This window comes from Nocardia glycosmidis (assembly GCF_052545115.1).
Window position 1 is genome coordinate 207,235 of the sequence record NZ_JBQWRH010000008.1, and the last position, 25,949, is coordinate 233,183.

Below are 25,949 nucleotides of genomic sequence, written 5' to 3' on the forward strand. Positions count from 1 at the left end.
GCACACAGGAGACTTCACAATGCACAGCTCGATTTCGCGCGCCCTCGCGACGACGGCCTCGGCGGCGGCACTCGTCCTGCTCGCCGGTGGTACCGCCGCGGCACATGTCACGGTGGACGCGCCCGGCGCGGCACAAGGCGGATACGCGGTCGCCACCTTCCGGGTACCCACCGAGTCGGATACCGCGAGCACTACGGCGCTCACCATCACCCTGCCCACTCTGAAATCCGCTCGAACCGAACCGATTCCGGGGTGGTCGGCCAGGGTCGAACGCAACGACAAGTCCGAGATCACCGCCATCACCTGGACCGCCGACCCCGGTGCACCCGGTATTGCGCCTGGTCAATTCCAGCGTTTCGCGGTGTCGGTCGGCCCGCTGCCCAAGCAGGATTCGGTCAGCTTCCCCGCAAAGCAGACCTACTCCGACGGCAAGGTGGTCAGCTGGGACCAACCGGTCGGCAAAGACGGCGACGAGCCCGAGCATCCAGCGCCGTCGGTGACCCTGACCGCGAGCCATAAGAACGCGGCAGACGGGCACATGGTCGACAGCGGGGCCGCCGACCATACCGCCGACACCGACGACACCGCCCGCTGGCTCGGCGGGATCGGCCTCGCGCTCGGTGTCCTCGCCGTCGCGCTCGGCCTGGGCAATGTGATCCGGGCGCGGCGCTCATGACCCGCCGACTGCTCACCGCCGTTGTCACGGGACTGTTCCTGCTCGGATTCGGTGTCGCCGCGGCGGGAGTCGCCGCCGCGCATTCCGCCGCCACCGGCAGCGTTCCGGAGGACAATGCGACAGTCGACACCGGACCGGCCCGCGCCAGCGTCACGTTCAACGAAGAGCTGCAACCCAGCTTTCCGGCGCTCACCGTCGTCGGCCCGGATGGCAACCTCTGGTCCAAGGGCGAGCCTGTGGTCGAGGGCAAGACGGTCAGCGTCGCTGTCGGTGAGCTGGGACCGGTCGGCGAGTACACCATCGCCTACCGAGTGACGTCGGCCGACGGCCACCCGGTCAGCGGTAAACGGCATTTCACGCTCAGCAAGCCCGGCAACGGCACGCCGGGGCCCAAGCCGAACGCGAAGGCGAGCGAGCGCACCGACGACTCGGGTGGAGTCCCGCTGTGGGTGTTCGTCGGCGGTGCGATCGTGCTCTTCGGCGGCGGGCTCGCATTCGCGTTGTACGGCGGCAGGAGCCGCGGCTCGAAACAGTGAGCAAGGCGAAGATCGACGGGGCACGTCGGCCCGCGTTACTGCTCAGCGTCCCGTCCGGGCTGCTGGGCGTAGCGCTCGCCTGGGCCCTGATCCTGCCCGGACCGCTGCCCGCGGAGGCGGTGGTCCGGGTGGTGGCCGACGGCGTCGGGGCGACTACGCTCGGGTTGGCCGCGCTGCCGCGCCTAGCGCCGCGGCTGCAGACACCGTGGCGGATGCTGGCGGTTCTCGCCGGCGTTTGGGCGATCGCGGAGTTCGCCGTGCTGGTCTTCGAGGCAGCCGAGGTGATCGGTGTTCCGGTTGCCGACCTCGGCGCCGAGCAGTTCGGCACGTACCTCGTCGACGTCAGCGGCGGACAGATCGGGATCGCGATCCTGGTCGGCGTGGTGGCGGTAGCGGGCGGCTCCGCGCTGGCTTTCCGCCGGCCCGAGTCCGCCTCGGGCGATTTGGTGCTGGTGTTCGCGGCGGTCACGTTGGCGTTGCGCCCGATCACCGGGCATATGTCGCAGCAGGCTTTCGGGTCGGTGCTCGCCGCGGTGCACGCGTTGGCGGCGGCGGCCTGGCTCGGGTTGCTGATCGCGCTGGCACTGGTGGTGCGGACCCGCGGCGAATGGGCGGTCGCGCTGCCCAGGTATTCGGCGGCGGCGCCGCCGATGGTGGCAACACTGGCGGTGAGCGGAATGCTGAACGGGCTGATCCGCGTCGGCGGGATCGTTCCGTTCGTCACGACCGGCTACGGCAGGATCTTGCTCGCCAAGACCGTGCTGCTGCTCGGACTGCTCACGCTGGGCTGGTGGTGGCGACGCAGCTGGGTGCAGCGAGCGGCCGACCACCGGATGGGCGCGGAGGCTTCGCTGCGCCGGGCGATCGTGGAGGTCATCCTGATGGCATTGGCATTCGGTCTCGCCGCAACGCTGGCGGTCACTGCCTGAGCCGGTATGCCCAGCCCGTGGGTGTCTGCGCATGACCGTGGTTCAGCTCGTGGCGTGTTCGCGCCGCTGTGGTGTGTGTTCGGAGCTACTGCGGGGGCGAGCCGGTTGCGCTGACGATAACGCGGTGGAGGATGCTGAACCCGTGAACGCAGCGCCCTCCTTCCCCCAGCGAATCGGCTATATCTGCGGCCGCACGCTACCCGAATCGATGTCCGACTGGGTCCGTGCGGACCTCGTCGGCCCCGGTGCTACGCGGCGTTATCTGCTGCGGTTCCTCGTGCCGGTGATACCAGTGCTCATGCTGTTCTTGCTGCTGCCCGGTCCCCTGTGGATGGGCCTGGCGATGATGGCGCTGCTGTACCTGCCGCTGATCTACTTCACGGTGGCGCTGCTGTACGTCTACCGGCGGCACCGGCTGATCAAGCACGGTCTCGACCCGGCCCTCGCCGACGCCGACTCCCGCAGCCGGACCGAACGCGAACGCCTCGACTACGAGCGCAGGCACGGACGCCCCGCTTGAACTAGCGGTGACTTACACCACAGGCATAGCCTAGAAGTATGAAAACCCCCACGATAGGGCAGCGGATCGCCTACGATCTCGGCCGCGAGCTCCCCGAGGAGCTACACGAGTGGGTCATTCACGACCTCGTCGGACACGGGGCCATGGAGCGATATCTCGTCCGGTTCCTCGGGCCGATCATCCCGTTCTTCGCCCTGGTACTGCTTTTCCCGGGGCCGCTCCCCCTCAAGATCGGCTTGATCGTGATGATGATCGTTCCCCTGGTGGTCTTCACGGTCGCGCTCAGCTACGTCTGGCGCCGATTCCGTCTGGTCCAGCACGGCTTGAATCCCGAATTGGTCGACCACGGCAAGGTCTCCGAACACGATCGAGACCTGTACGAACTGCGCTACGGCCACCGATAGCCCAGCAGATCCGCCCACCCCGCTTTCGAGCCCAAGGGGCGCGTGGCGGCGCAGACGCTGCAGAATAGGCGCTGTGAACGTAATCGCCACCGCCGATTTGGCTGATGAGATCGGCTCGGAGATCCGTAGCTGCGACACGCAGTTCATTCAGTTCGGCGGGCGCGCCGCGTTCGCCGGACGCATCACCACCATCCGCTGCTTCCAGGACAATCTGCTGGTGAAGCAGACGCTCGGCGGACCCGGCGAAGGCAGAGTGCTGGTGGTCGATGGCGGCGCGAGCGTGCACGCCGCGCTGGTGGGCGACATTATCGCCGGGCGCGGCGTCGATAACGGGTGGGCAGGCATCATCGTCAACGGCGCGGTCCGCGACAGCGCCATTCTGCGCACCCTCGACATCGGCATCAAGGCCCTGGGCACCAACCCGCGCAAGAGCACGCAGACCGGCAGCGGCGACCGGGACGTGCCCGTCGAATTCGGCGGGGTCACCTTCGTCCCAGGCGAGCTGCTCTACAGCGACCACGACGGCATCGTCGTGCGCACCGAGGACTGAGTCCGCCCCGCGCGGTCCGAAGCAGACTGCTGCTGCCCGGGCCGTGATCAGCCGCACACTCTGGCCTGGTGACCGGCAAGGGCAACCACGTCACCGACGTGCAACTGCCGTCCGCGCCGCAATTCGACCTCGTCGTTCACCCGAACCAATCCGGCGGCGATCACAGTCTTGGCCTCTGCACCCGACTCGATCAGGTTGGCCAGCTTGAGAAACTGACCGAGCCGAATGACGTCGTCACCGATGGGCACATCGACTGGTTCTGACATGGGGTAAATACTTACTCCCCCATCTGAACTCACCGAACACCGCCCTACGCCCGCCGCGATCCCGGCGGCTTCCGTCGACCTGTCCTCCGGCCTGCTGAAATTTCGGTCTGCCTCGCTGCCCGCCGTATCCGGTTCGGCCTTGCGCGGCGAGCGCGGCAAATCGAGCACTGACACGCCGTCCCACATGCGTGGCAAATCTGACACAGCTGCGTACACACTGGTTGACGTGACCTCCACGCAAGCCCAGCAACACATCGCTGCCAACCCGCCTCCGGATAGACCGACTCCACCGGTTCCGCACCGTGGACATGGCCGACTCTCGGAAGTGCCGCATATCGCGGGATTGGCGCTCGGTGTGTTCGCGGCGCTGTGCTTGCTTTGGAGCCTTTCGCCAGGACTGCGCTTCTTGACCCAGCTTCCGCGCCGCTACGTCGACGAGTATTACTTCAACGCCCCCGACACCAACTTGATGTGGGCATTGGTCGTCGGGTTGCTGGCGGGCGCTCTCGCCAGCCGTAAACGAATCGCCTGGTGGTTGCTGGTGGGGTATCTCACCACCTACGCACTGGCCAACAGTCTCCTGTTCACCGAACAGGGCGATATCAACGCCTTGGTGGCCATGGTGGTGCACCTGGCGGTGATCGGCATGCTCGTCGCGGCGTGGCCGGAGTTCTACACCAAGGTGCGCCGCGGTGCGGGCTGGAAGGCGCTCGGCGTGCTGGTCGGCGGCTTGATCGTGGGTGCGCTGCTCGGCTGGGGCCTGGTCGAGCTGTTCCCCGGCAGTCTGCCGCCCGGCATCCAGCGACCCGCCTGGGCGGTATACCGGGTTACCGCGGCGGTGCTGGCGGACAACGAGCACTTCGATGGCCATCCGCGGCCGTTCATTAACTTCCTGCTCGGACTCTTCGGCGCCCTCGCGCTCCTGGCCGCGGTGATCATCCTGCTGCGTTCGCAGCGCGCGGCCAACGCGATGACCGGGACCGACGAGTCGGCGATCCGCGGGCTCCTGGAGCGCTCGGACGTGGAGGACTCGCTCGGTTACTTCGCCACCCGCCGGGACAAGGCGGTGGTGTTCGCACCGAGCGGCAAGGCGGCGGTGACCTACCGGGTGGAGCTCGGCGTCTGCCTGGCCAGCGGCGACCCGATCGGTATCCGGGAGTCCTGGCCCCAAGCGATCGATGCCTGGCTGCGGCTGGCCGACCGATTCGGGTGGGCGCCCGCGGTGATGGGCGCGAGCGAACTCGGCGCGACGGCCTACCGTCGCGCGGGCCTGTCCGTGCTGCGCCTCGGCGACGAAGCCATTGTCGACACCAGGAACTTCTCGCTGGCCGGTCCGGAGATGAAACCGGTGCGCCAAGCCGCGAACCGGCTGCGTAAGCACGGCGTCGTGGTGCGCATCCGCCGCCACCGCGATATCCCGGCCGAGGAGTTTCCCGGGATCATCGCCCGCGCGGATAGTTGGCGCGACACCGAGAGCGAGCGTGGGTTCTCCATGGCCCTGGGCCGATTGGGCGATCCGCTGGACGGCGATTGCCTGCTGGTCGAGGCGATCAATCCGCAGGATCGGGTGCTCGGGATGCTCTCGCTGGTTCCGTGGGGCCATACCGGTGCCTCCCTGGAGTTGATGCGCCGTGATCCGCAGGGCCCCAATGGCGTGATGGAGCTGATGATCTCGCAGCTCGCGCTGCAATCCGAGCACTACGGCGTCACCAAGGTGTCGCTGAACTTCGCGGTGTTTCGCTCGGTGTTCGAGGAAGGCGGCCGGATCGGCGCCGGCCCTGTGCTGCGCTTGTGGCGCGGCGTGCTGTTGTTCTTCTCGCGCTGGTGGCAGCTGGAAGCGCTGTATCGCTCGAACGTCAAGTACCAGCCGCATTGGGTTCCCCGTTTCTTCCTGTTCGAAGAGCGCAGGCAGCTACCACGCGTCGCGCTGGCCAGCGGGCTGGCCGAGGGTTTCGTCCCACGGCTCGGCAAGCAGACCGACGCGATGACGCACACCGGTGCGCACACCGCGGTGCCTGCCACGGTGACGGGCCTGAACGCTGACGGCAGCCCACCGGAGACGCCCGAGGTGCACGGCGAGGAGCAGCTTCCGCGCAGGCCCGAGCAGGTTCGCGTGCGGATGGACAAACTCGCGCGCCTCGCCGATTCCGGTGTCGACCCCTACCCGGTCGCCTACCCGCCCACACACACTGTCGCCGAAGCGCGGCGTTCCCCGCGCGGTACCACGGTCCGGGTCTGCGGCAGACTGCTGCGCATTCGCGACTACGGCGGCGTGATCTTCGCCGTGGTCCGCGACTGGACCGACGACATCCAATTGGTCATCGACCGCGACCGGGTCGGCAGCGAACGCAGTGCCGAGTTCGGTGAGTTCTTCGATCTCGGCGACCTGATCGAGGTGAGCGGCCAGATCGGGTACAGCAGGCGCGGTGAGCTTTCACTGCTCGCGGCGGACTGGCGAATGCTGGGCAAGTGCCTGCATCCGTTGCCGGACAAGTGGAAAGGCCTCGCCGATCCGGAGGCGAAGGTGCGGCAGCGCTATGTCGACATGGCGATCAACACCGAGGTACGTGAGGTGCTGTCCAAGCGCAGCGCGGTAGTGCGCTCGTTGCGGGACTCGTTGAACTCCTGGGGTTACCTGGAGATGGAGACACCGATCCTGCAACGCGTGCACGGCGGTGCCAACGCGACGCCGTTCGCCACCCATATCAACGCCTACGACCTCGACCTCTACCTGCGCATCGCGCCCGAGCTGTACCTGAAGCGTTTATGCGTCGGCGGTATGGAGAAGGTGTTCGAGATCGGACGAACCTTCCGCAATGAGGGCGTCGACTACAGCCACAACCCCGAGTTCACCATTCTCGAGGCTTACGAGGCGCACAGCGATTACGAACGCATGATGCACCTGTGCCGTCGGCTGATCCAGAACGCCGCGATCGCGGCCAACGGTGCGATGGTGGCGTTGCGGCCCAGCGGAAATGACACGTTCGAGGAAGTCGACATCTCGGGCGAGTGGCGGGTGATCACAGTGCACGCGGCGGTGTCCGAGGCGGTCGGCGCTGTGATCACGCCGCAGACCGAGGTCGAGGAACTCCGCGAGCTCTGCGACAAGGTCGACGTGCCATATCAGCATGGTTGGGACGCGGGCCAGGTGGTGCTGGAGATGTATGAGCACTTGGTCGAGTCGCGCACCGAGGAACCGACGTTCTACATCGACTTCCCGATCTCGGTGTCCCCGCTCACCAGGCAGCATCGCAGCATTCCCGGTGTCACCGAGCGCTGGGACCTGGTGGCGTGGGGCGTCGAGCTCGGCACCGCTTACAGCGAGCTCACCGATCCGGTGGAGCAGCGGCGCCGACTCACCGAGCAGTCGTTGCTGGCAGCAGGCGGCGACCTGGAGGCGATGGAGCTGGACGAAGACTTCCTCCAGGCGCTCGAACATGCGATGCCGCCGACCGGTGGGCTCGGGATGGGTGTGGACCGGATCGTCATGCTGATCACCGGACGCAGCATTCGCGAGACGCTGCCGTTCCCGTTGGTGAAACCACGCTGACCGAGCCGGCGCGGCGAATGGACCTCCTCGAGCGAATCGGACGACTACGCTTGGATATTCGGCTCCGGGAGGAGGCCGATACCTAGAGGGGTTCGATATGTACTTCGACCTGCTGGCCAATGCGAGTCTGCTGGATCACTCCGTGTGGGCGAGCCCGGACGTGTGGCTGAGTTCGGCGACGGAGCTCGCGGCCAAAAAGAAGCGCAGCAGCAGAGGCGGCGGGTTGATCGTCGGCGCGATCTGCTGCCTGTTGGTCGTGGCGTTGATCATCGTCGGCATCTACCTGTTGACCAAGCGGAAGAAGAACACCTGACGGCTGACGGCCCGGCTTCGCCCGAGGCGAACCGGGCCGTCATTTCGTGCCGCGCGCCAGTCGGCCTCTGCGCCTGGTTGGGCAGCCGAGACGACGGCGCCCGACTCAGAGTCGATCGATATCGGTGAGATCGAGGTCTATGTCGAACGGCACGGTCAGCCGAAGACGATCGTGGTGAATTCCGGTGAGCGCGTAGACCTTCGTCGCAGGGTCCAGTTCGTAGACATAGACCACCGGGCGACCGTCTACATTTTCAACCCGCCAGAAGTGGGCGATCCCCGCACGGGCGTACAGCTGCGGTTTACGCTCCCGATCACGCGTACGCGATTCGCCGGAGACCACCTCGACCGCCAATACAACGTCATCGGCCTGGTACGTCGTCAGCTCAGGGCCACCGTCCCGTTCGGCGTGGATCACGACGAGGTCCGGCTCGGGACGCTGGTCCCGCCCGAGCGTCACAGTCATTTCCCGCCGCACCCGCAGCTGTGCTGGAGCGAGCCGGCGAAGCGTATAGCCGAGCAGATCGATGACCAGCATGTGAAACTTGGCCTGCGGGCTCACGAAGACGAGGCTCCCGTCGATCAACTCGGTGTGCGGGGGGAGGTCGGGCAGGCGATCGAGGTCCTCGGCGACGAACCCACCCGGCGGCGGACGCAGCCACTGCGGAAACGGCTCGACGGTCATGCTTCGAGTATGTCACCCGCGTCTCGCCCATCGCAGGGTTCGCGGGTCCGGATGGAGCCGGTCCGGGGATGGGGCAGAGTAGGCGTGTGCAGTTGATCCTTGTTCGTCATGCTCAGCCGGTCCGGATAGTGAACTCCACTGGACCCGCGGATCCGCAGTTGGCGCCGGTGGGGCTGGAGCAGGCCGAGCGGGTGCCCGCAGCGGTGGCGCACCATCGAATCTCCCGCGTGGTGTGCAGTCCGCAGCGCAGAGCGCGGGAGACTGCGGCGCGGACCGCCTCGAAACTCGGTCTCGACGTAGAGATCGTCGACGACCTGGCCGAATACGATCGCGATCTCCCCGCCTACATCCCGATCGAGGACGCCAAGGTCGAATTCCGGGACGCTTACGATCGGATCAAGGCCGGGTATTTCCCCGTGGAGGTCGACGGGGATGCCTTCACCGCCAGAGTATGTGCGGCGGTCGCCGACATTGTCGCTACTACCGATCCCGCCGACACTGTCATCGTGTTCGCACACGGCGGGGTGATCAACGTGCTGCTGCAAGCGGTTCTCGGACTGGAGCGTCCGCTGACGTTTCCCGTCGATTACTGCTCGATCACCCGAATCTTGTTTTCCCGCAACGGAAGTCGCACAGTCGCTACAGTCAACGAGAACGGGCACGTGTGGGATCTCTTGCCGCGCAATATCGCGACCCGAACCTGAGCCGTTCCCAGCCGATTGCCAGGGCGATCGAACCGGCGTCCCAGCGACGGAAACTTCTATGGAAGCGGTGAGCCACTCGCATAGTGGCTTACGGTTCGAGAGAAAGGAATTCCGTGTCGCTCTTCAAAATCGCTACGCCGCTGCGGCGTCTCACCCGGGTGGCCGTAGCCGGCGCGCTGATCGCCGTGCCGCTCGCCGGTCTCGCCGCGACCGCGTCCGCCGAAACTCCGGCCGAACCGACCGAGGGGATCCAAGTCCAGGCAGTGGACGCACCGGCGCAGGGTACCGATATCAATTGGCACCGTCACTTCCATAGGCATGAAGGGCACGACGGTCCGCGCCGTGGGCCGGATGATCAACCATGGCGCGATGCCCCGCCGCTGCAGCAATTCCAGCAGTTCTTGCCGCCGACCGGGTCGAGCTAGCCGGCCTCCCCGGAAAACCGAAGGCCCACCGCCGAGTCTGTCCGGCTGTGGGCCTTACGGTTTCGGTGCCAGCTCAGGCCATGCCCGCGAGCCAGTTGCGCATCCAGGAGATGGCGGTCTGGCCGCCACCCACGGAATAGTCGCCGTAGACCGTGTGCGCCTGCGACTTGTAGAAGCGCTCGAGGTCCTTGACCCGCTGCTGGTTGGCCGAGTCGGTGAGCTGCGCCTGTAGCGCCGGGACACCGCCGAAGGCCATCAGATCGCCGAGGATGTTGCCCGCCTCGATCTGGTAGCGCCACAGGTTGGCGGGGTTGGCGTCCGACGCCTGGGCGAGGAATCCGGCGAACCGCGTGACGAAATCGTCGGTCGCGGTAGCGCAGTAGAGGTCGTCGACCGCGCAGATGGTGCGCGTGCGGTCGCTGACCCAGCCGAAGCCGCCGACTCGAGCTCCACCCGCGCCCGCACCGGGGGCGATCGGGCCGACCTGGATGTCGGTGGGCGAACGTCGCGGATCGGAGATCAACCCGACACCGGCGATGCGATCAGGTGACACCACACTGAGACCGGTGCCGATCTCGGCGGCGAGGTCACCGGCTGCGTCCGCGCCCTGGCTGTAACCGATGAGCGCGATCCTGGTCGCGCCGCATCGCTGTGCCATGCTCGCGATCAGACCGCGGGCGTTGTCGACCGCCTCTTTCTTCGAGTTGCCGTAAATCTCACCCTCCCAAGGGAAGGCGGTCGCGGCATACGTCACGTAGTCGACCTCCGCGGAGGACGGAAGACCTCGGGTGACACCGGACAACATGCCGGGCTGCGGCGCTTTATCATGTCCGGTCTCCCAGGTACCCGGGACAGCCACCACGTACAGGCTGGGGCAGCCGGGATCTGCGCTCGCCGACCCACTGCCGAAAACCAAGCCGGACATCACCGTCGCGGATGCGCCAAGAGCCGCGACGACCTTCTTCCACTGCATACCGCTCCAAACCCTTGCCCTCGTCGAACTTCCCGCCGAGTTGCCGCGTCAATGCTGAACTCACCGGATGTCGTTTCCGTGCACGCCAGGTAAATACACACCACCGACCGTCCGACGTGCACACCGACCACATCCAAGATCAATGTCCGCGCAGATCACGATAAGGGCACAACCGCCGCGATGCCATTCGAAACCCGCAGTGTGTCGAAACCCGCAGTGTGTCGAATTACCGACGCGGCCGCCGAGCTCGATGCGCGAAAGGTGCGCGGGCCGAGGTCTACCAATCGCGAAAGGCGCCTGTGGACGAGTTGTCCACAGGCGCCTTGGTTTCCGCTCCGGTAAGAGAGGGTCTAGCGCTGGGCCACCATGGTGGGGGTGATCGGCGCCGGAAGCGCGGTCTCGCCTTCCAGATACCGGTCGACACCGGCGGCCGCGGCACGGCCTTCGGCGATGGCCCAGACGATGAGCGACTGACCACGACCCATGTCACCAGCGACGAAGACGCCGGGAACGTTGGTCGCCCAGTTCTTGTCCCGTTGAACGTTGCCGCGATGGTCGTAGCCGACGCCGAGATCCGCGAGCAGGCCCGGCTTCTCGGGACCGACAAAGCCCATGGCCAGCAGTACCAGATCGGCCTCGAGCGTGAAGTCGGTGCCTTCGACCTTCTCGAAGCGCCCGTTGACCATCGTGACCTCATGCGCCTCCAGGCCGGTCACCTTGCCGTCCGCGCCCACGAAGCGCTCGGTGTTCACCGAGAACACCCGCTCGCCGCCCTCTTCATGGGCCGAGGAAACCCGGTACATCAACGGGTAGGTCGGCCACGGGGTCGAGGTGGCCCGCTCCTGCGGCGGACGCGGCATGATCTCGAACTGATGCACGCTGGCCGCACCCTGCCGGTGTGAGGTGCCGAGGCAGTCGGCGCCGGTGTCACCACCGCCGATGATGACGACCTGCTTGCCCTTCGCGTGGATCGGCGGCAGGCCGTCGGCGTCGGTGACGTCGTCGCCGAGCTGAACCCGGTTGGCCCACGGCAAGAACTCCATCGCCTGGTGGATGCCGTCCAGATCGCGACCGGGGATCGGCAGGTCACGAGCGAGGGTGGCGCCACCGGCGAGCACGATCGCGTCGAACTGCTCGCGCAGTTGCTCGGCGGTGATGTCGACGCCCACGTTCACGCCGGCCTTGAAGATGGTGCCCTCGGCCTCCATCTGCGCGACACGCCGATCGATGAAGCGCTTCTCCATCTTGAATTCCGGGATGCCGTAGCGCAGCAGACCACCGATGCGGTCGGCCCGCTCGAACACGGTCACGGTGTGCCCGGCCCGGGTCAACTGCTGCGCCGCGGCCAGGCCGGCCGGACCGGAACCGACGACGGCGATCTTCTTGCCGGTGAGGCGGGTCGGGTAGACCGGGGTCACCCAACCCTCGTTGAAGGCGTTCTCGATGATCTCGACCTCGACCTGCTTGATCGTGACCGGATCCTGATTGATGCCGAGAACGCAGGACGCCTCGCACGGCGCGGGGCACAACCGCCCGGTGAACTCCGGGAAGTTGTTGGTCGCGTGCAGCCGGTCGATACCTTCGCGCCAGCGGTCCTTGTAGACCAGGTCGTTCCACTCGGGAATCAGGTTCCCCAGCGGACAGCCGTTGTGGCAGAACGGGATACCGCAATCCATGCACCGGCTGGCCTGGGTCCGCAAGGTCTGGTGCGAGAAGTTCTCCTCGTAGACCTCTTTCCAGTCCATCAGGCGCAGCGGCACCGGCCGCCGCGTCGGCAGTTCCCTGGCGGTGTGCTTCAGAAATCCCTGCGGGTCAGCCACGTGCCGCCTCCATGATCGCTTCGTCCACGTCCTTGCCGCTCTTCTCAGCTTCGGAGATGGCGAGCAAAACTTTCTTGTACTCCCGCGGCATGACCTTGACGAAGTGGTTCACCTGCTGCGACCAATCGCTCAGAATGCGATCGGCGACCGGGGAACCCGTCTGGTCACGATGCTGGGTGATGATGTCGTGCAGCCAGGTGAAGTCGTCACCGGCCAACTGCTCGACGGCGTCGGCCTGCTCAGGGTTGAGCTTGGACGCGAAGGTGCCGTTCGGGTCGAAGACCACCGCCACGCCGCCGGACATACCGGCGCCGAAGTTACGGCCGGTCTCGCCGAGGATGACCACCCGGCCACCGGTCATGTACTCACAGCCGTGATCGCCGACGCCCTCGACCACCGCGGTGGCGCCGGAATTACGTACAGCGAACCGCTCGCCGACCACACCGCTGAGGAACACCTGCCCGCTGGTCGCGCCGAACAGGATCACGTTGCCCGCGATGATGTTCTGCTCGGCGCGGAACTCGGCGGGCGCGTTCAGCGACGGACGCACGACGAGGCGACCGCCGGAAAGGCCCTTGCCGACGTAGTCGTTCGCATCGCCCTGCACGCGCAGCGTGATACCGGCGGGCACGAAGGCGCCGAAGCTGTTGCCCGCCGACCCGGTGAAGGTGATGTCGATGGTGTCGTCGGGCAAGCCGGCGCCACCATAGAGCTTGGTCACCTCGTGGCCGAGCATGGTGCCGACGGTCCGGTTCACGTTCGTGATCTTGGTTTCGAACTTCACCGCCTGGCCGCGCTCCAGCGCGTCCCGGCTCTGCACGATCAGCTGCTGGTCCAGCGCCTTGTCCAGGCCGTGGTCCTGCGTCTTGGTGCAGCGACGGTCCTGGTACATGAACGCCGTCTCGACGTCGTCCAGGATCGGCGACAAGTCCAGCTTCCCGGCCTTCCAATGCTGCTTGGCCCGCGAGGTGTCGAGCAGATCGACCCGTCCGATGGCCTCGTCCAGCGTCCGGAAGCCCAGCTGCGCCAGCAACTCCCTGACCTCTTCGGCGATGAACAGGAAGAAGTTCTCGACGAATTCCGGCTTGCCGGTGAAGCGCTCGCGCAAAACCGGGTTCTGCGTCGCGACGCCGACGGGGCAGGTGTCCAGGTGGCACACGCGCATCATGATGCAGCCGGAGACCACCAGGGGCGCGGTGGCGAAACCGAACTCCTCGGCGCCGAGCAGTGCGGCGATCATCACGTCGCGGCCGGTCTTCATCTGACCGTCGACCTGCACCACGATCCGGTCGCGCAGCCCGTTGAGCAGCAGGGTCTGCTGGGTCTCGGCCAGGCCGAGTTCCCAGGGGCCACCCGCGTGCTTGAGCGAGGTCAGCGGCGAGGCGCCGGTGCCGCCGTCGTGACCGGAGATCAGCACGACATCCGCGTGCGCCTTGGAGACGCCCGCGGCGACGGTGCCGACGCCCGGCTCGGCGACCAGCTTCACGTGGATCCGCGCCTGTGGATTCGCGTTCTTCAGGTCGTGGATCAGCTGCGCCAGGTCCTCGATCGAGTAGATGTCGTGGTGCGGCGGCGGCGAGATCAGGCCGACGCCCGGCGTCGAGTGCCGTACCTCGGCGACCCACGGGTACACCTTGTGCGCCGGGAGCTGGCCGCCCTCACCGGGCTTCGCACCCTGCGCCATCTTGATCTGGATGTCGGTGCAGTTGGTCAGGTAGTGCGCGGTCACGCCGAAGCGGCCGGAGGCCACCTGCTTGATCGCGCTGCGCCGCCAGTCGCCGTTCTCCTCCGGCTCGAAACGCGACGGCGATTCACCACCCTCACCCGAGTTCGACCGTCCGCCGAGCCGGTTCATGGCGATCGCCAGGGTCTCGTGTGCCTCCGCCGAGATGGAGCCGTAGCTCATCGCACCGGTGGAGAACCGCTTCACGATCTCGGCGGCGGGTTCCACCTCGTCGATCGGAATCGGGTTGCGAACGTCGCCCTTGAACTTGAACAGCCCGCGCAGCGACGCGAGCCGCTCGGACTGGTCGTCGACCAGCTTGGTGTACTCCTTGAAGATCGAGTACTGACCGGAGCGGGTGGCGTGCTGCAGCTTGAACACCGTGTCCGGGTTGAACAGGTGGTACTCGCCCTCGCGCCGCCACTGGTATTCACCGCCGACCTCGAGCTCACGGTGCGCACGCTCGTTACGGTTCTCCAGGAACGCGATCTCGTGCCGCGAGGCGACCTCGGCGGCGATGTCCTCCAGGCCGATGCCGTCCAGGTGCGAGCGCAGACCGGTGAAGTACTCGTCCACCAGCTCCTGCGACAGGCCGATCACCTGGAACAGCTGCGCACCGGTATAGGAGGCCAGGGTGGAGATGCCCATCTTGGACATCACCTTCAGCACACCCTTGCCCGCCGCCTTGTTGTAGTTCGCGACCGCCTTGCGGTAGTCGGCGGCCAGGTCGCCGGTGCTGCCCGGCAGCTCCAGCGCACCGCGCTCGAGCATGTCCTCGATGGTCTCGAAGGCCATGTACGGGTTGATCGCGGCGGCGCCGAAGCCGACCAGAGTGGCCATGTGGTGCACCTCGCGGGCGTCACCGGCCTCCACGACCAGGCCGACCATGGTGCGGGTGCGCTCGCGCACCAGGTGGTGATGCACGGAGGAGGTCAGCAGCAGCGACGGGATCGGCGCCAGCTTCTCGTTCGACTCGCGATCGGACAGCACGATGATCCGCGCTCCGCCGTCGATGGCGGCCGACACCTGTGTGTTGATCGCCTCGAGCGCCTTGCGCAGGCCCTTGCCGCCCTTTTTCACCGGGTAGAGAGCGCGCACGACCACCGAACGCAACTCGGGGTGCGAGCCGTCGTCGTTGATGTGCACGAGCTTGGCCAGTTCGTCGTTGTCCAGGATCGGCTGGTCGAGCGCGATCATGTGGCACGACCCCGCCCCTGGGTGCAGCAGGTCGGCCTCCGGGCCGATGTTGCGCTTGAGGCTGGTCACGACCTCTTCCCGGATCGCATCCAGCGGCGGGTTGGTGACCTGCGCGAACAGCTGCGAGAAGTAGTCGAACAGCAGCCGCGAGCGAGCGGACAACACCGCGATCGGGGTGTCGGTGCCCATCGAGCCGAGCGCTTCTCCGCCGGTCTTGGCCATCGGCGAGATCAGCAGGTTGAGCTCCTCGGTGGTGTATCCGAAGATCTGCTGGCGGATCAGCACGCGGTCATGCGACATGTGCACGTGTGGGCGGTCGGGCAGGTCGGCCAGGCGGCTCACGCCCGCGTCCAGCCACTCCTGGTACGGATGCGCGGCGGCGAGCTGAGACTTGACCTCCTCGTCGCCGACGATGCGGCCCTGGGCGGTGTCGACCAGGAACATGCGCCCGGGCTGCAGGCGCGCCTTCTTGACCACCTTGGACGGGTCGATATCGAGCACGCCGACCTCGGAGGCCATCACGACCAGGCCGTCGTCGGTGACCCAGATGCGGCTGGGTCGCAGGCCGTTGCGGTCCAGCACGGCGCCGACGACGGTGCCGTCGGTGAAGCAGACCGATGCGGGGCCGTCCCACGGCTCCATCAGCATCGAGTGGTACTCGTAGAAGGCCCGCTGCCGCGGGTCCATGTTCTCGTTGCGTTCCCATGCCTCGGGAATCATCATCAGCACGGCGTGGGGCAAGCTGCGGCCGCCGAGGTGCAGCAGTTCCAGCACCTCGTCGAAGCGGGCCGTATCGCTCGCCCCCGGGGTACAGACGGGGAAGATCTTCTCCAGCCGGTTCTTGCCCGCGGAGTCGGTGCCGAAGACGTCGCTGCGTAGCAATGCCTCCCGGGCGCGCATCCAGTTCTCGTTGCCGGTGACGGTGTTGATCTCACCGTTGTGCGCGATCCGGCGGAACGGGTGGGCCAGCGGCCAGGACGGGAAGGTGTTGGTGGAGAAGCGGGAGTGCACGATGCCCAGCGCGCTCTCCACCCGGGAGTCCTGCAGGTCGAGGTAGAACGCGCGCAGCTGCGGCGTGGTGAACATGCCCTTGTAGACGAAGGTCTGCCCGGACAAGCTCGGGAAGTAGACCGACTCCCGGCCGACCGCGCCCTCGCCGGCGCCGGCCGACCCGAGTTCGTGCTCGACCCGCTTGCGCACCACGTAGGCGCGACGTTCCAGATCCAGCCCGGACAGCGGGTCGGAAGCGTTCTTCGGCGAGGCGACGAAGATCTGCCGGAAGGTCGGCATGGCGTCCCGCGCCAGGGCGCCGAGCGAGGACTCGTCGATCGGCACCTCACGCCACCCCAGGACCTCGAGGCCCTCTTCCTTGACGATCTTCTCCACGCCGTAGGCGGCGCGCGCGGCTTCGCGGCGGGCCTGCGGCAAGAAGGCGACACCGGTGGCGTAGGAGCCCTCCGGCGGCAACTCGAAGTCCACGATGGCGCGGAAGAATCGGTCCGGCACCTGGATCAGGATGCCCGCGCCGTCACCACTGTTGGGCTCGGCGCCGGCGGCACCACGATGCTCCAGGTTCAACAGCGCCGTAATAGCCTTGTCGACGATGTCGCGGCTGCGGCGGCCGTGCATGTCGACCACGAACGCGACGCCACAGGCGTCGTGTTCGTGCGCCGGGTCGTAGAGACCGATGGGTCCAGGTGACCTGTGGCCAGGAAGTTGCGTCATGCCTCTGCCTTCAAGAAAGTCGGCCTTCGAAGAAAAACGGCCTTTCGTCGAACGCCTCCGTACAAGACTGCGCCCGTACGTTCCGAAGCCAGCCGCGCTGATGGTCTTCGGCGTGCAGTCAGGTCTGCAGTTGTTCCACCCGCTTCTGTGACGTAGTGGGTGCCCTTCGGTAACGGATCCCTAACACGATCCTTACCTCCGAGCGGGTTCGCGCCCGCTACGCTGAGCACCAGGCTGGGGCTGCCCGAGCGGGGGCGATCGCCGAACATGCTGTGTCCGGCGTAAGAGCAAACGATAAGTCAGGTCCAGGGCCCAACCAACTTAGGTTGTGCTAACAACCTGGTTTAGCTGGGCTTCTTCATGCGGTCCTCCACGTGTGCGCGTCGTCCAGTGTAAAGCAGCAAGTACGGTGCAAGCGATCCCGTGACACTCGGATGCCAGGTGGAAAAACCGGCGCGCACCACCGGCCCGAAACCTCGATGTAACCCATGAAACCGCCCTCACCTGCGTCGAGAAAGGTTTCCCCGCCCCAGGGCCGGACAAACCAAGGGAGAGCGGCTAACTCGGCGACCTCGACCCCTGAGACATTTCCGACATCAGCGTGACAAGCCATGAATGCGATCCGACCGTCCGGACTCTTTTGCACACTGTGGGATTCAGCACACCTTCAGCAAATAAGCAGATGTGGCGTTGGACACATTTTCCCAGCGAAGGCGGAGCCAGCGCCCGAACCGGGCAGAGCACGACCGCGGCGCGTACCGGCGCGGCCTGACACAAGGCGTCGATACAGCCGGTACCGAACACGCCGAAGACGCTGCGCGCCAACCTTTCCGCGCAGTCCGGTGCGGGCGGTACGGCTCGGCGGGCGGCGAGCTGGTCCGAGCTGATCAAGGATGTCGAGGTTGACCTGGTCGATGACCGGGCGCACGGACCAGAGGCCGGCCAGGCTGGTCGGTGCGGCGGCGGGGTCGAAGCGCCACTGCAGCAGCAGACCGCGCTGCACCGCCTTGTTCGCCTCGATCCGGCCGAAGAACAACTGCCGTACTCCGTTCTCCGGCAGGTCAAGGCCATCGCCGAGCCGGGCCATCACGTCGGATATCTCGGCCTCTCGCACGGGATCATGGATGGCCGCGACGCCGCGCTCGCCGGCCGTCACCCACGTCGCCGCAGCCACCGCGTCGGCGGGGTCCCCGCTCGACGATTTGTGACCCTGGACACATCCGAGCGACTCTGCCCGCCGCGCGGACAAGAGGCCTGTCACGCTGTCACAACGAATCCGTGACAGTTTCGTCGCGCCCGCGAAAGCGCCTGGGACGTAGAGGATGTGTCTTCCGATGACCGTCACCGGCTTGTTCACCTGGCTCGGCGGGGGCCGGACCGGCGAAATCACCGATCGCCACGAACGCGCGGGCTATGCCGTCACCGGAGCCGTCGTGCTGCTGTTCGCGGCGATCTCCGGCACGGTCACCGCGCTGGCCACGTCCTCGACCCGCGCGTGGCCGCTCTGGGCGAGCGCGGCGGTGGTGCTCCTGGTCGCGGCGCTGACCGGCGCGCTCGCGCGGGCGGCGGCGACGGCGCGACCGAGTGGGGGGCCGGATCGGCTCGGACTGATCGCGCGCATCGCGCTGGCCGTGCTGGCGGGCGGATTGATCGCCGAAGCCGCCGCCATCGTTCTCTTCGGGGCGTCCGTCGAAAGGATGCTGGATGATCAGGCTCGACAGTCGGTCGATTCGGCCGCGCGGGTGGTTGCGGCACAGAGCGAACTAGCTCGGGCGAAAGCCGACCGGACCGCACTCGACCAGTCGATCACCACAGCGCAGCTGGATCTCGATCGTGCGTTGGTGGTCGCCCGCTGTGAGTACAACCCGACCCCCGAGTGCCCGCAGACCAGGATTACGGGCATACCCGGCCGGGGGCCGGAGGCACGGACGGCCGACGACATGCTCGATGACGCCCGCACTCGGCTCGCCACCGCGCAGGGCCGGGTCGACGCGGCCGACCGCCGAGTCGCCGACGACCAGAACGCGCTGTCCACCGCGCGAACGGAGGCGTTCGACGGCGCCGACCGTGGATTGGGCGCGCGCTGGCAGGCGATGAACGACTACACGGTGCGCGACGCGTTACCGCTGCGCATTCTCACCATTGTGGCGTTCGTCGCGCTCGCCTTGCTGCCGCTGGTGTTGCGCTGGTGGCGCGGGGAGACCTCCTTCGACCGGCACAACGCGGCGCGCGCCGTATACGACCGCGCGCAGCGCGAAGCCGACACGGCCATCGCGGTCAAGCAGGCCGAAGTGCGTACCGAAGCCGAAACCCTGCGCGTCGAACAGCAACTCACCGCCGCCCGCCTCGCCACCGAGGCGGACACGGCCATCGACCAGCAGCGGCAGCGCACCCGGATCATCGCGGCCATCGGCGGCATCGAGATCGGAATCAGTGAACCGCCGCGCCGCCCCGAATGTCCTTCCGCTGCGGCGCACGACCGCACGGACCGTGTCATACCTGACGAGATGACACCGAACCTCCCCGCGCCCCTGACCGCGCGCCCGCCCGCCGCGGCGCCCCAGACCGGCGGCCTCGAACTGCCGCTGATCGGCACGGTGCCGTTCACCGATACCGCGGCACGCTTCATCCGTCCGCTGGTTCCGTCATTAGTCGCCAACGCGATCGACACCGCGACCTACCCGTTGCGCACCGCGCGGCAAGCGTTCGAAGAGGTCTTCGAAGAGGTTGACGAGATCACCTTCACCCTGCGCCGCACCCGCAAGGTCACCATCGACGGCCAGACCTCGCACCCCACGGGCGCTTCGGTCGGCTACCAACGCCGGGCCGGCTCCCCCGACGTCGCGCACGCCCGGCACATCGCCTCCACGGTTGTCGATTCCAACTATTCCGCCCACACGCCGCGCTACTCCCTTCCCCCGACCGGCGCCGCAGGCTACAGCCTGCCCACCGGTGCGACCCGGGAAGAAATCCGCGGCCGCCGTGAGGCTGAACTGCGCGCCGCCAACCATCGCGAACTCCCGCCCGGTCGCTGATCGGCGGAGAGTAAGGCCCGGCAGGAGGACGCACGCTCGACCTCGAGCGCCGTTCCCGACGGCCACGCCACTACGGTCGAAGCCACACGAACGCCGCGGCGGCGACTTCCTGCGGCGTCCCGACTCTGCCGACAGGGCAGTGGGCACGCAACACCGCGCCGGCGAGTTCGGGCGCTTCCCCATCGGCCGGACGCGATGCCGGCACATGATGCAGTGCCGACCCCAGCGGGTGCCGGTTAGACTCAGCCCGTGCTGCCAGCCGCCGAACCGGCCGGCGCCGTCGGGGCGGGAACAGATCCGGTACCGGGGTCTCCTGGAGCGACGGTGCCGATCCGACCCCTGAGTTTCCGTGAACTGCTCGATCTGCCGTTCGCGCTGATCCAGGCGAACATTCGCGTCCTGGCCGGATTGAGCCTGCTGGGCCTGCTCGCCGCCGAGTCGGTCGTCATCGCGGCAACCGCCGGCGCCTCGTGGCTCACCGGCGGCTCCGACCAGGGCACGGCCTGGGCGGCGATTCTGTCCACCGCGGTGTGCGCGTGGTTACTGCGGTTCGCGTTACGCGGGACGACTGTGGCACTCGGACTCGCGACGGTTGAGGGCGCCCCGATCGGCTCGCGCACCGCGCTGGGCCGGTGTGCTGCGATATTCGGTCCGCTGCTGGTGTTCCAGCTGTGGTTCACCCTGGTGGGTGTCGGCGTAGTCGTGGTGAGCAGCCTGTTGCTCGTGACGCTTCCGCTGGCGTTGATCTGGCTCGGCCGGCTTCGGGCGCGCCTTTGGGTCACGGTTCCAGTGCTTTTCGTCGAGCGAACTTCGTATCGCGACGGCGTCGCGCGCGCGAAACTGCTTGTCGAAGGCGCCCAGTGGTCGACGGCCGGACTGTGGATTGCCCAACGCGCCCTGTTCGGACTGCTGGCGGTGCCGCTGCTGGCCATCCCGCTGTTCGTCACCGATTTCACCGGCACCCATCGCTGGGCGGTGATCGTCCTGATCACCGCCGCCGTGCTGCTGGTGGCGGCATTCGGTGAGGTGGTCGAGGCGTCGTCACGAGTGATGTGCTACGTCGATCGCCGGTGCCGCCGAGAGGGATTGGACATCCGCATTCCCATCCGGGAGAGGCGATGAACGATCCCCAGCCGCAGGGCACGCCGCAGCGGCAAGGTCCTGCGGAACTCACGTTGACCAAGGTTGCCCATGTGACGAACGAACCGACACCGGGCACACCTCGCCTCGGCTCCGCCGCCGACCATCGAGCCGCCGCCGAATCGGCCGCGCAGCGCCGGGATTTCGACAGCGCTCTGCGGGAACGCTTCCGTGCCGTACTGCGCGGCCTGGAACAGCATGGCGTGCTGGAAGCCCGGCGCTCGCGGACTGCGCGGGAAACCGCCGACGAGGTGACCACTGCGCTGCCGCCCGAGCCCGCCGGCGAACTACAGCCTGCCGCACATAGTTTCGATGAGGTGGTCTACGGTGGGCGCCGCGCTACCGAAGACGAGTACCGCAGGCTGGAGTACATCGACCGATTCTCCGCCGCCGCACCGCCGCCCGCCCCGGAACCCATCGAGATCGAGGCGAAGGAGCGGAAACCGGGTACCCGGCGCGAACTTCCGGCGCTGCCGAAGCTATTGCGCGACCCGAGATTCTGGGCCGCGCTCGCCGCGACGGCTGTGTTACTGCTGTTGATCTACGGTGCGTTGCAATCGTGTGGTGCGCCGGTCGCGCCGCCGAAACCACCAGATCAACCCGACGTCCAACCGCCGGACGGGTCGTCCAGCCGGTCGGGTAACGGGTCGGGCTTCGGTGCGGGCGACGACCCGATCTGGGATCGACTGCCCGCGCCGGTCTTCTTCGGTGGAGTGCAGTTTCTCATCGCCGCCGTGCTGGTGGTGTGGTGGCGCGCGCGGCGGCGTGGCGCTCTGGTGCGCGAACCGCGCCCGGTCGAAGTGGCGGCGAACGAATTGCTCGCCGGGCAAGCCGCGCTGTACCGGCGCGCGAAGGACCACGACCACATCGCTGGGAAACTTCGGGCGGCGACCTTGCGCCGCATTCGCGCGCCGCTGGGCGTCACCGCCGATACTGCGCCGGACCGGATCGTCACCGTGGTCGCGGCACGTATCGGAACCGACCCGGCGCGTATCGCGGCCGCACTCTTCGGCCCGGTGCCCGATTCGGGCACCTTGCAGGTGGTGGCCGCCCAGCTCGAATGGATCGAATCGGAGATCGGATGAGAGACCTGAGACACAATCGCGCAGCGCTCATCGGGCCGACGGGGTGCGGGAACACCCGCAGAACACAGCAGGCCCGATGAGACACAATCGCGCAGCGCTCATCGGGCCGACGGGGTGCGGGAACACCCGCAGAACACAGCAGGCCCGATGAGACACAATCGCGCAGCGCTCATCGGGCCGACGGGGTGCGGGGACTCCCGCAGGACACAGGAGATCGAATGACCAGCACCGATACCATCCCTACGGCCGAGGAAGCGCTCGCCGCGTTGCACGCGCTGCGCGCCGAGATCGGCAAAGCGGTGGTCGGCAACGACAACGCGGTCATGTATCTGGTGCTCGCGTTGCTGTGCCGTGGCCATGTGCTGCTCGAGGGCGTGCCCGGCGTGGCGAAGACGTTGCTGGTGCGGGCCTTGGCCACGGCGCTGGATCTGGACCACGCACGGGTGCAGTTCACCCCGGACCTGATGCCCGGCGACGTGACCGGTTCGCAGATCTACGACCCGCACTCGGCAGAGTTCACTTTCCGGCACGGCCCGGTGTTCACCAACCTGCTGCTCGCCGACGAGATCAACCGCACTCCGCCGAAAACGCAGTCCGCGCTGCTGGAATCGATGGAGGAGCGGCAGGTGTCGGTGGACGGGAAGCCGAAGCCGCTGCCCGATCCTTTCGTCGTAGTCGCCACGCAGAATCCGATCGAGCAGGAAGGCACCTATCCGCTGCCGGAAGCGCAACTGGACCGGTTCCTGTTCAAGGTCGACATTCACCTGCCCGGCCGCGATGACGAATTCCGCATCCTGCAACGCCACGCTGCCGGGTTCGATCCGCGTGATCTGACCGCCGCCGGGTTGCGCCCCACCGCGGGACCCGCGCATATTACCGCTGCACGCGCCGCGATCACGAAGACGACGATCAGTCCGGAGGTACTGGCTTACACCGTCGACGTGTGCCGGGCGACTCGCACCTCCCCGGCGGTGCAGCACGGCGCCTCCACCCGAGGCGCGACCGCGCTGATGGCGGCTTCCCGTGCGTTCGCCTGGCTCAATGGCCGCGGTTTCGTCACACCGGACGACGTGAAGACCGTCGCGGTCACGGTATTGCGGCACCGCCTGCAGCTGCGCCCGGAGGCCGAGCTGGACGGCGTGACCACCGAGGGCGTCATGTCGTCGCTGTTGCTGTCGGTCCCGGTTCCGGTGTAGCGCATGGTCGTCACAGGACGGCTGGCCGCCGCGGCCGGGGTGTCGGCCTTGTTCGTCACTCTGGTTGCGCCGTCCCTGCCGGGGGTTGTCGTGCTGACCTGCGCGCTGGTGGCGGCGCTGCTGTTCGATCTCGCCGCGGTGGGCCGGGTACGGGATCTGGCGTTGTCGCGGCAAGCGCTGACCACGGTGCGACTCGGCCGTTCGACCGACATCGAACTCGTCGCGGTGAATACCGGGACCCGGGTGCTGCGCGGCACGGTGTGGGACGACTGGCCCGACAGCACGCGCGCCGGAAACCGGGCGCACCGACTGGATCTGAAGCCTGGCACCAAGGTCCGGTTTCGCACCACGCTCACACCGATCTACCGTGGCGACCGGGTCGCGGGACCGGTCACTGTGCGGCTACTCGGCCCGCTCGGGCTGGCGGGACGGCAGACCAGGCAGACCGTACCCGCCCGGGTACGCGCGCTGCCCGCGTTCCGCGCCGAACGGCTGCTGCGGTCGAAAGTCAAACGGCTGCAACATCTCGAAGGCCGCAATGTGGCCAATCTGCGTGGCCAAGGCACGGAATTCGATTCGTTCCGCGAGTACGTCGCGGGCGACGACGTGCGCGCCATCGACTGGCGGGCCACCGCCCGCGCGGCCGATGTGCTGGTCCGTACCTGGCGCCCGGAACGCAACCGGCACATGCTGATGCTGCTGGATACCGGTCGGGTCAGCGCGGGCCGGGTCGGCGATGGCACCCGCCTGGACGCGAGCATCGAGGCTGCCCTGCTGCTCGGCGGGTTGGCGTCCGCCGCAGGCGATGTGGTGGACCTGCTCGCCTTCGATCGGACGCCGCGCGCCGAGGTCCGCGGTGTCGGCGGACGAGGGTTGCAGCTGAAGCTGATGCACGCGATGGCTGGAATCACCCCTGCTCTGGTCGACACCGACAGCTCGGGATTGGTGCGCGCGGCGATACAGCGCACTCGCCGCCGGAGCCTGGTCGTCTGGTTCACCAGCCTCGATGGGGCCGCCGTCGAGGAGAACCTGCTGCCGGTGCTGCCCGTTCTGGCGCAGCGCCACCGGGTGCTCATCGTCTCGGTCACCGACCCCGACATCGCCGCGGCCGCGGCCCGCCGCGACAACTTGACCGATCTCTACGCCGCGGCCGTCGCCGAATCCGTGCTCACCGAACGCGCTCTGGTCCAGGAATCCCTGCGCCGCACCGGGATCGCGGTCATCGCCGCACCGCCGGAACGGCTGCCCGAGGCCCTGGCGGACGAATACCTGGAACTCAAACAGTCCGGCGCCCTCTAGCCCTTTCACGGCCGAGTGGGCGGACGATCCCGTCGGATTCCATCCGCGCCCGATGACGAACGTGTTCCGCACCGGACAGTGCGCTGCCCATACCGGCCCAGCCAAGGCTGAGGCAGCCGCACAAACAGCCGGGCGAACTCTCCGCCCACAACCCACGCCGGGCCGAGGACAGGCTGTGGCGGGCCGCACAAACACAGCCGGGGGAACCCTCGGTCCACAGCCCACGCCGGGCTGAACGCAGCCGAGGCGGCTGCACAAAAGCACAGCCGGACGAACCCTCGGTCCACAGCCCCCGCCAGGCCGAACGCAAGCTGAGGCAGCCGCACAAAAGCACAGCCGGACGAACCCTCGTCCAAAGCCCCGCGCCGGGCCGAGCGCAGGCGAGGCAGCCGCCTACTGTGCGCGCAGCGGCATCGGCGGGAAAACGGGAAACCTGGGTTGCGGCAGCACGCGGCGCTGCCGTTCGGCGATGACTGCGCCGAGGATCTGCAATGGCGGGTATCCGCTGGGCGGTGCGACGCGCAGCCGCCCACATACTTCGGTGACGAGCACGGTACCCAGACGGTGCTGGGCGGCGGGGGTAAGCGTGTGGAACCGGGTCAGATACTGCCGTACCGCCAGTGCGAGGTCCTCCGGCAGCCCGGACAGCTCGAGTTGTGCGCTCCAGCCGGTCAGCCATGGCGGGGCGAGCGCTAGTGCCGGCAGCGGCAGCGGCCGTTGCGCGTGCACGACCACAGTTCCCGCGAGCACGTCACCGACGCGCCGGGCATGCGGCGAGCACATCGAGGTGAGGACCGCGATGGCGCCGAACCCACCGAGCATCCAGAAGTCGACGATAGCGCCGGCGAGGCCGCGGGTGAGCGCGTGCCGGAAGTCGACCGGTCCGCCGTCCTGACGCACAACTCGCAGCCCGAGCATCAGCTTGCCGAATGTCCGCCCGCGCCAGACGGTCTCACAGGTCACCGGGTAGCCGACCAGGACAGCCACGATGGTGGCCAGCGTCACCACGTCCAGCCACGCCGAATCCGCACCCGCGGGCAGCAGCGCCGTGACGGCCCCGAAAAAGAGGGCGAAACCGAGCGCGAACTGGACCAGCACGTCGATCAGGAACGCCGTGGTCCGGGTGGGGATCCGTGCGATCGGAAGCTCCAGGGCCACCGCTTCGCCAGTTGTGAACTCAGCCATGTCGATAGCATTCT

At 67.5% G+C, this 25,949-nt stretch carries 22 protein-coding genes; 15 read left to right on the forward strand and 7 right to left on the reverse strand.

Features of this window, described 5'->3' with window-relative positions; genetic code table 11:
* The first annotated feature begins 19 nt into the window (after nt 1–19).
* The 6 genes from ACT86A_RS13000 to rraA all read left to right on the forward strand — a co-directional run bounded on the left by ACT86A_RS13000 (nt 20) and on the right by rraA (nt 3,615).
* The gene (locus ACT86A_RS13000) at nt 20–676 is read left to right on the forward strand and encodes a YcnI family copper-binding membrane protein (protein WP_445092332.1); all 657 of its coding nucleotides are present in this window, start codon (nt 20–22) and stop codon (nt 674–676) included.
* A complete protein-coding gene (locus ACT86A_RS13005) occupies nt 673–1,212 on the forward strand; it encodes a copper resistance CopC family protein (RefSeq protein WP_445092333.1) in 540 nt (179 codons plus the stop codon). The genes ACT86A_RS13000 and ACT86A_RS13005 overlap by 4 nt, the downstream gene beginning before the upstream one ends.
* Nucleotides 1,209–2,141, forward strand: coding sequence for a CopD family protein (locus tag ACT86A_RS13010; RefSeq protein ID WP_445092334.1), 933 nt, complete (start codon nt 1,209–1,211; stop codon nt 2,139–2,141). Before ACT86A_RS13005 ends, ACT86A_RS13010 begins: the two co-directional genes overlap by 4 nt.
* A 142-nt stretch (nt 2,142–2,283) precedes the next feature.
* Nucleotides 2,284–2,661, forward strand: coding sequence for a DUF5313 family protein (locus ACT86A_RS13015; protein ID WP_445092335.1), 378 nt, complete (start codon nt 2,284–2,286; stop codon nt 2,659–2,661).
* A 38-nt stretch (nt 2,662–2,699) separates the two neighbouring features.
* Nucleotides 2,700–3,065: a DUF5313 family protein gene (locus tag ACT86A_RS13020; protein ID WP_445092336.1), complete on the forward strand. Its 366-nt coding sequence runs from the start codon at nt 2,700–2,702 to the stop codon at nt 3,063–3,065.
* Between the two features lie 73 nt (nt 3,066–3,138).
* Complete coding sequence (gene rraA, locus ACT86A_RS13025) at nt 3,139–3,615, forward strand: ribonuclease E activity regulator RraA (protein WP_445092337.1); 477 nt, start codon at nt 3,139–3,141, stop codon at nt 3,613–3,615.
* A gap of 47 nt (nt 3,616–3,662) precedes the next feature.
* Here the strand turns inward: rraA and ACT86A_RS13030 are convergent, their stop codons facing one another.
* The gene (locus ACT86A_RS13030; protein ID WP_445092338.1) at nt 3,663–3,881 is read right to left on the reverse strand and encodes an RNA-binding S4 domain-containing protein; all 219 of its coding nucleotides are present in this window, start codon (nt 3,879–3,881) and stop codon (nt 3,663–3,665) included.
* Nucleotides 3,882–4,107: 226 nt separating this feature from the next.
* On the opposite strand from ACT86A_RS13030, the gene lysX reads away from it, so the two are divergent.
* Together lysX and ACT86A_RS13040 are read left to right on the forward strand one after the other, a co-directional pair.
* Complete coding sequence (gene lysX / locus ACT86A_RS13035; RefSeq protein WP_445092339.1) at nt 4,108–7,431, forward strand: bifunctional lysylphosphatidylglycerol synthetase/lysine--tRNA ligase LysX; 3,324 nt, start codon at nt 4,108–4,110, stop codon at nt 7,429–7,431.
* Between the two features lie 97 nt (nt 7,432–7,528).
* Nucleotides 7,529–7,744 carry a hypothetical protein gene (locus ACT86A_RS13040; protein ID WP_445092340.1) on the forward strand — a complete coding sequence of 72 codons (216 nt, stop codon included), beginning with the start codon at nt 7,529–7,531 and terminating at the stop codon, nt 7,742–7,744.
* Nucleotides 7,745–7,849: 105 nt separating this feature from the next.
* Here ACT86A_RS13040 and ACT86A_RS13045 read toward each other — a convergent pair whose 3' ends face one another.
* Nucleotides 7,850–8,428 (reverse strand): Uma2 family endonuclease, encoded by a 579-nt coding sequence (locus ACT86A_RS13045; RefSeq protein WP_445092341.1) that lies wholly within the window; start codon nt 8,426–8,428, stop codon nt 7,850–7,852.
* A gap of 86 nt (nt 8,429–8,514) precedes the next feature.
* Here ACT86A_RS13045 and ACT86A_RS13050 point away from each other — a divergent pair, with 86 nt between their 5' ends.
* Nucleotides 8,515–9,132 (forward strand): histidine phosphatase family protein, encoded by a 618-nt coding sequence (locus ACT86A_RS13050; protein ID WP_445092342.1) that lies wholly within the window; start codon nt 8,515–8,517, stop codon nt 9,130–9,132.
* A 113-nt stretch (nt 9,133–9,245) separates the two neighbouring features.
* Nucleotides 9,246–9,557: a hypothetical protein gene (locus ACT86A_RS13055; protein WP_445092343.1), complete on the forward strand. Its 312-nt coding sequence runs from the start codon at nt 9,246–9,248 to the stop codon at nt 9,555–9,557.
* 73 nt (nt 9,558–9,630) lie between these two features.
* Here ACT86A_RS13055 and ACT86A_RS13060 read toward each other — a convergent pair whose 3' ends face one another.
* The 4 genes from ACT86A_RS13060 to ACT86A_RS13075 all read right to left on the reverse strand — a co-directional run bounded on the left by ACT86A_RS13060 (nt 9,631) and on the right by ACT86A_RS13075 (nt 18,151).
* Nucleotides 9,631–10,530: a cutinase family protein gene (locus tag ACT86A_RS13060; RefSeq protein ID WP_445092344.1), complete on the reverse strand. Its 900-nt coding sequence runs from the start codon at nt 10,528–10,530 to the stop codon at nt 9,631–9,633.
* Between the two features lie 350 nt (nt 10,531–10,880).
* On the reverse strand, nt 10,881–12,350 hold the full coding sequence (locus tag ACT86A_RS13065; RefSeq protein WP_445092345.1) for a glutamate synthase subunit beta: 1,470 nt from the start codon (nt 12,348–12,350) through the stop codon (nt 10,881–10,883).
* Nucleotides 12,343–16,995 (reverse strand): glutamate synthase large subunit, encoded by a 4,653-nt coding sequence (gene gltB / locus ACT86A_RS13070; protein ID WP_445092346.1) that lies wholly within the window; start codon nt 16,993–16,995, stop codon nt 12,343–12,345. Before gltB ends, ACT86A_RS13065 begins: the two co-directional genes overlap by 8 nt.
* Nucleotides 16,996–17,662: 667 nt before the next feature.
* A complete protein-coding gene (locus ACT86A_RS13075; protein WP_445092347.1) occupies nt 17,663–18,151 on the reverse strand; it encodes a chorismate mutase family protein in 489 nt (162 codons plus the stop codon).
* Nucleotides 18,152–18,329: 178 nt separating this feature from the next.
* Here ACT86A_RS13075 and ACT86A_RS13080 point away from each other — a divergent pair, with 178 nt between their 5' ends.
* The 5 genes from ACT86A_RS13080 (at nt 18,330) to ACT86A_RS13100 (ending at nt 24,750) form a co-directional block, all read left to right on the forward strand.
* On the forward strand, nt 18,330–20,030 hold the full coding sequence (locus tag ACT86A_RS13080) for a DUF4407 domain-containing protein (RefSeq protein WP_445092348.1): 1,701 nt from the start codon (nt 18,330–18,332) through the stop codon (nt 20,028–20,030).
* A 324-nt stretch (nt 20,031–20,354) separates the two neighbouring features.
* Nucleotides 20,355–21,152: a hypothetical protein gene (locus tag ACT86A_RS13085; protein WP_445092349.1), complete on the forward strand. Its 798-nt coding sequence runs from the start codon at nt 20,355–20,357 to the stop codon at nt 21,150–21,152.
* Nucleotides 21,149–22,255: a DUF4129 domain-containing protein gene (locus ACT86A_RS13090; protein WP_445092350.1), complete on the forward strand. Its 1,107-nt coding sequence runs from the start codon at nt 21,149–21,151 to the stop codon at nt 22,253–22,255. Before ACT86A_RS13085 ends, ACT86A_RS13090 begins: the two co-directional genes overlap by 4 nt.
* Nucleotides 22,256–22,473: 218 nt before the next feature.
* Entirely contained in the window at nt 22,474–23,451 is a 978-nt protein-coding gene (locus ACT86A_RS13095; RefSeq protein WP_445092351.1) for an AAA family ATPase, read from the forward strand.
* A gap of 3 nt (nt 23,452–23,454) precedes the next feature.
* The gene (locus ACT86A_RS13100; RefSeq protein WP_445092352.1) at nt 23,455–24,750 is read left to right on the forward strand and encodes a DUF58 domain-containing protein; all 1,296 of its coding nucleotides are present in this window, start codon (nt 23,455–23,457) and stop codon (nt 24,748–24,750) included.
* 393 nt (nt 24,751–25,143) lie between these two features.
* On the opposite strand, the gene ACT86A_RS13105 is transcribed toward ACT86A_RS13100, so the two are convergent.
* On the reverse strand, nt 25,144–25,935 hold the full coding sequence (locus ACT86A_RS13105; protein WP_445092353.1) for an RDD family protein: 792 nt from the start codon (nt 25,933–25,935) through the stop codon (nt 25,144–25,146).
* Nucleotides 25,936–25,949 lie beyond the last annotated feature (14 nt).

Excerpts from the sequence above, each read along its gene's own strand:
- ACT86A_RS13000 (WP_445092332.1), top strand. The coding sequence starts at position 20 with ATGCACAGCTCGATTTCGCGCGCCCTCGCGACGACGGCCTCGGCGGCG.
- ACT86A_RS13005 (WP_445092333.1), top strand. The coding sequence starts at position 673 with ATGACCCGCCGACTGCTCACCGCCGTTGTCACGGGACTGTTCCTGCTC.
- ACT86A_RS13020 (WP_445092336.1), top strand. The coding sequence starts at position 2,700 with ATGAAAACCCCCACGATAGGGCAGCGGATCGCCTACGATCTCGGCCGC.
- ACT86A_RS13030 (WP_445092338.1), bottom strand. The coding sequence starts at position 3,881 with ATGTCAGAACCAGTCGATGTGCCCATCGGTGACGACGTCATTCGGCTC.
- ACT86A_RS13040 (WP_445092340.1), top strand. The coding sequence starts at position 7,529 with ATGTACTTCGACCTGCTGGCCAATGCGAGTCTGCTGGATCACTCCGTG.
- ACT86A_RS13045 (WP_445092341.1), bottom strand. The coding sequence starts at position 8,428 with ATGACCGTCGAGCCGTTTCCGCAGTGGCTGCGTCCGCCGCCGGGTGGG.
- ACT86A_RS13060 (WP_445092344.1), bottom strand. The coding sequence starts at position 10,530 with ATGCAGTGGAAGAAGGTCGTCGCGGCTCTTGGCGCATCCGCGACGGTG.
- gltB (WP_445092346.1), bottom strand. The coding sequence starts at position 16,995 with ATGACGCAACTTCCTGGCCACAGGTCACCTGGACCCATCGGTCTCTAC.
- ACT86A_RS13080 (WP_445092348.1), top strand. The coding sequence starts at position 18,330 with ATGACCGTCACCGGCTTGTTCACCTGGCTCGGCGGGGGCCGGACCGGC.
- ACT86A_RS13090 (WP_445092350.1), top strand. The coding sequence starts at position 21,149 with ATGAACGATCCCCAGCCGCAGGGCACGCCGCAGCGGCAAGGTCCTGCG.
- ACT86A_RS13095 (WP_445092351.1), top strand. The coding sequence starts at position 22,474 with ATGACCAGCACCGATACCATCCCTACGGCCGAGGAAGCGCTCGCCGCG.
- ACT86A_RS13100 (WP_445092352.1), top strand. The coding sequence starts at position 23,455 with ATGGTCGTCACAGGACGGCTGGCCGCCGCGGCCGGGGTGTCGGCCTTG.
- ACT86A_RS13105 (WP_445092353.1), bottom strand. The coding sequence starts at position 25,935 with ATGGCTGAGTTCACAACTGGCGAAGCGGTGGCCCTGGAGCTTCCGATC.